This is a genomic window from Moorena sp. SIO2C4 (genome assembly GCF_010672485.1).
GTDB lineage: Bacteria > Cyanobacteriota > Cyanobacteriia > Cyanobacteriales > Coleofasciculaceae > Moorena > Moorena producens.
Window position 1 is genome coordinate 1 of sequence record NZ_JAAHGN010000897.1, and the last position, 3,196, is coordinate 3,196.

Here is a 3,196-nt window from a genome sequence, read left to right on the forward strand (position 1 = left end):
AAGAGACTGGTTAGAAGTTACCGCAAGAAGAGTGCAGCCTTTATAGTTGGTAGGCTATGCATCAAAGGTGGCAGGTTTTGTTGTAAGGCTGCACTCTTCTAAGGTTTCGTCTCCGGCACGTTGCGTAGTCCGGTCAAACGACCTGGTCGCCTAGGTCGATTTAAGGGTTAAAAACTTGGTAAAGAACCACTATCTTGCCAAATCTATTAATGATGCAGGTTGGTATCAATTCCGGAAATGGATGGAACATTTTGGGACTAAGTTTGGCAAAGTAACTGTTGCAGTTAATCCAGCGTATACTTCTGCTGAGTGTTCTAATTGTGGTGAAGTAGTCAAAAAGTCTCTATCAACTAGAACCCATGTCTGTCAGTGTGGTTGTTCTCTAGATAGAGACCATAATGCTGCAATCAATATTTTGGAAAGAGCCTTGAGTACGGTGGGGCACACCGGAACTCTGATCTTAAATGATCCAAACGCTTGGGGAGAGGGAACCTCTACTTTTGCTGGTGAAAACCTGTCAAAGCAAGTTGCCTCGTTGAACCAAGAATCCCCGTTTCGCGATTAGCGGGGAGTGTCAAAGTGGTTTGACTTTGAGCCTGGCGGGATTGCTCTCTACAGTATGGTTGGCAGTCAGAAATTGGTATGGTTTGTGGGAAGTTAATCTAGCAGATTGAGCTACTGTGGGCGACAAAGGTGACGCAGCAAGCATTCAGCCGTCAGCTGTCAGCTATCATGCCTAATGCCTAATGCTAATCAACGGTCGGTAGTAAACAAGCTGGGGGGTGCTGGTACGGCTGGTTGAAAATCCCTGCTCGTTTTACTGATCCGACCCCGTGCAGTTAAAGCGCCTGCTAGCTGATGGCTGATGGCACCTCAAGTAGCACCATCTGTAGCGCATTCGCTGTTCGCGTAGCGTGCGCGTAGGGCATAGGCACCTCAAGTAGCACCATCTGTAGCGCATTCGCTGAATGCTTACGTTATGCGATCGCAAAAGCAAAATTTCCTCAACCAGTTCTCCCCAAGCCCCCTTCAGATTTTTAATGTAATCCTAGTTGTGGTTGATAGCAGTTTTCAATGGATAACTGCTATCAATGCATATTGTGCATATTGCCTTAACACAGAAAGTGCAGTGAAACAGTACCCTTTTGGGTACTGTCAGCATTGGGTGTGATTAAGAATAATAGACAAAGAAGCCGTTACTACCAACTCAAGATTGCTTATACATGTAGCAGCTTGCAGCCATCGTAATGGTTTGCGGACCAAGACACTCAGCTCATGGGGCACATGGTGAAGTATGACACTCACCTTTAAAGTCTTACCCAGGGAACTGCATTAACTCAGGCTTCCACTCCAATCAAAAAACTAGCTATAGCATTCAGGTGTGACAAGCAGCCTTGTCAGCCTTCAGTGATGCTCACTTCATCGGTGCTAAGGTCCCGGCTAGTGGCTAATTCCAATCCCCTGATAATTACAGATTACATCCATTGTGGATAAAGGAATAAACTCTGGAATTTTATCTGATAAAAGTTTTTTTTATCAAAGCTTTATAGAGTTAAAGTTTTAGTTAATTTTTCGTGAAAGCGATAACCTTTATATAACCATTGTTTTAGTGATAATTACTCGGATAAACTTTTTTAATATTCTGTTAATTTTTGTCAATTATTAGTCCATATGTGTGGAGCAAATATGGACAATATTTCAGAATTTATTAATGGTAAATTTTGATTTTAATCCGACTAATTATATAATCTTTTGTGGGAGATACTTCAGCCATCAATACCAAGATTTGATTCAACTATTATTGAACTCCTAATTACTTACATCAAGGTTCAAATTATCTGTCTTGGAAGTGTAAGTTGATTGTGCTCGATTAATTATTGGGGTTTATATAGGGTTTATAAATAGCTCATTACTAAGCAGTCAGCCGTCAGCCGTCAGCCGTCAGCCTTGAGCTGATAGCACCTCAAGTAGCGTGGCACAGGCTTCAACGCTGGGACCTATCCCATAGGCTGATACCTGATAGCTGATTACTGACCGCTGTTCGCGTAGCGTGTGCGTAGCACATAAGCTGATAGCTGACGGCTGATAGCTTACATTCAATGAATGTTAAAACTGCCCAATTTAGGGCTGTTGTACATAGAAAACCGATTGATATGAACAACGAGCAAGGTAAAGAAGCCAAAATTCTTAAAAGTCATTATTTAACACCATTCCAAAGCAAACTACTCCAAAAAAGTCTAGAAGAGGATTTACATGAGTCCTACCGTCAGCGGATTCAAATTATGTTATTGGCAGATCAGGGCAAATCTCAAACGGAAATTTGTCAAACCTTGGGGTGTTGTGCCGCAACAGTAAGACATTGGATGCATATTGCTCGTAGTGGGATGGCTCACCAATGGCAGGATTGTCCAATTGGTCGCCCCAAGGCAGTCAATGAGCAGTATTTAGACCGTTTGAAAGAACTGATTAACCAGAGTCCCCGGGATTATGGTTATTCCTTTCGCCGCTGGACAGTGAATTGGTTGAACAAACATCTGGCAAAAGAATTCGGGATTGAACTGAGCAATCGCCACCTGCAACGATTGCTCAAGGACATGGGATTATCGACTATACCAAAACGGACAGAGGTTAAATCCCCTAGGGGACGGGAAAAGGATGGTCACAGCATCTTAATTTCTGACCTGAAATCCGCTAATGACTCCGAGTCCAATGGTTTTTGGCTATTCAATCCCAGCAACATGGCATGAGATTATGGTTCGACATACATCCACATCTAATCCACTGATTTCCCCTCAGCAGCTCGCCCATACTCTAGGGCATTCTCTTTCAGAACCAGAACTATCACGCTGTCTCAAACAAATCAAATATCGCGAGCCAACGGTCGGTCAATTTTGGCAGTCAACAGACGCCGAGGCTGGGGTCTATATTGTGATTTCCGGAAAGGTCAGACTGATTAATAGCGCCGGGGAGTTAATTACCAATCTAGAAGCCGGAGCTTCCTTTGGGGAGTGTACTTTCTTTCCAGAGGAGTCTTTTGAGTGCTACTCAGCCAGAGCTTCCCTCAAAACCAAGCTTTGTTATCTAACTCCGGAACTGTTATTTCCCCTAATTAGCAAACATCCCCAAATCCGCGAACATTTTTATCGTCAGGCCCAAGGGCAAAATTCCCTGCTGATGCCGTCGGAGAGTCCTTTGG

General features: G+C 43.6%; 3 protein-coding genes and 2 pseudogenes. 4 read left to right on the forward strand and 1 reads right to left on the reverse strand.

Annotated elements, in window-relative coordinates; translation table 11 throughout:
• Together F6K20_RS30990 and F6K20_RS30995 are read left to right on the forward strand one after the other, a co-directional pair.
• Positions 1-102: pseudogene (locus F6K20_RS30990) on the forward strand (RNA-guided endonuclease InsQ/TnpB family protein); the annotation flags it as partial.
• A 13-nt stretch (positions 103-115) separates the two neighbouring features.
• Positions 116-565 (forward strand): annotated as a pseudogene (locus F6K20_RS30995) (RNA-guided endonuclease InsQ/TnpB family protein); the annotation flags it as partial.
• A gap of 1,376 nt (positions 566-1,941) precedes the next feature.
• On the opposite strand, the gene F6K20_RS31000 reads toward F6K20_RS30995, so the two are convergent.
• The gene (locus F6K20_RS31000) at positions 1,942-2,100 is read right to left on the reverse strand and encodes a hypothetical protein (protein WP_287262753.1); all 159 of its coding nucleotides are present in this window, start codon (positions 2,098-2,100) and stop codon (positions 1,942-1,944) included.
• A 53-nt stretch (positions 2,101-2,153) separates the two neighbouring features.
• Between F6K20_RS31000 and F6K20_RS31005 the strand changes: the two genes are divergently transcribed.
• On the forward strand, positions 2,154-2,747 hold the full coding sequence (locus tag F6K20_RS31005) for a helix-turn-helix domain-containing protein (protein ID WP_044492126.1): 594 nt from the start codon (positions 2,154-2,156) through the stop codon (positions 2,745-2,747).
• Positions 2,748-2,751: 4 nt separating this feature from the next.
• Positions 2,752-3,196: cyclic nucleotide-binding domain-containing protein (locus F6K20_RS31010; protein WP_287297285.1), on the forward strand; the 445-nt coding region annotated here is incomplete at its 3' end.

Excerpts from the sequence above, each read along its gene's own strand:
- F6K20_RS31005 (WP_044492126.1), top strand. The coding sequence starts at position 2,154 with ATGAACAACGAGCAAGGTAAAGAAGCCAAAATTCTTAAAAGTCATTAT.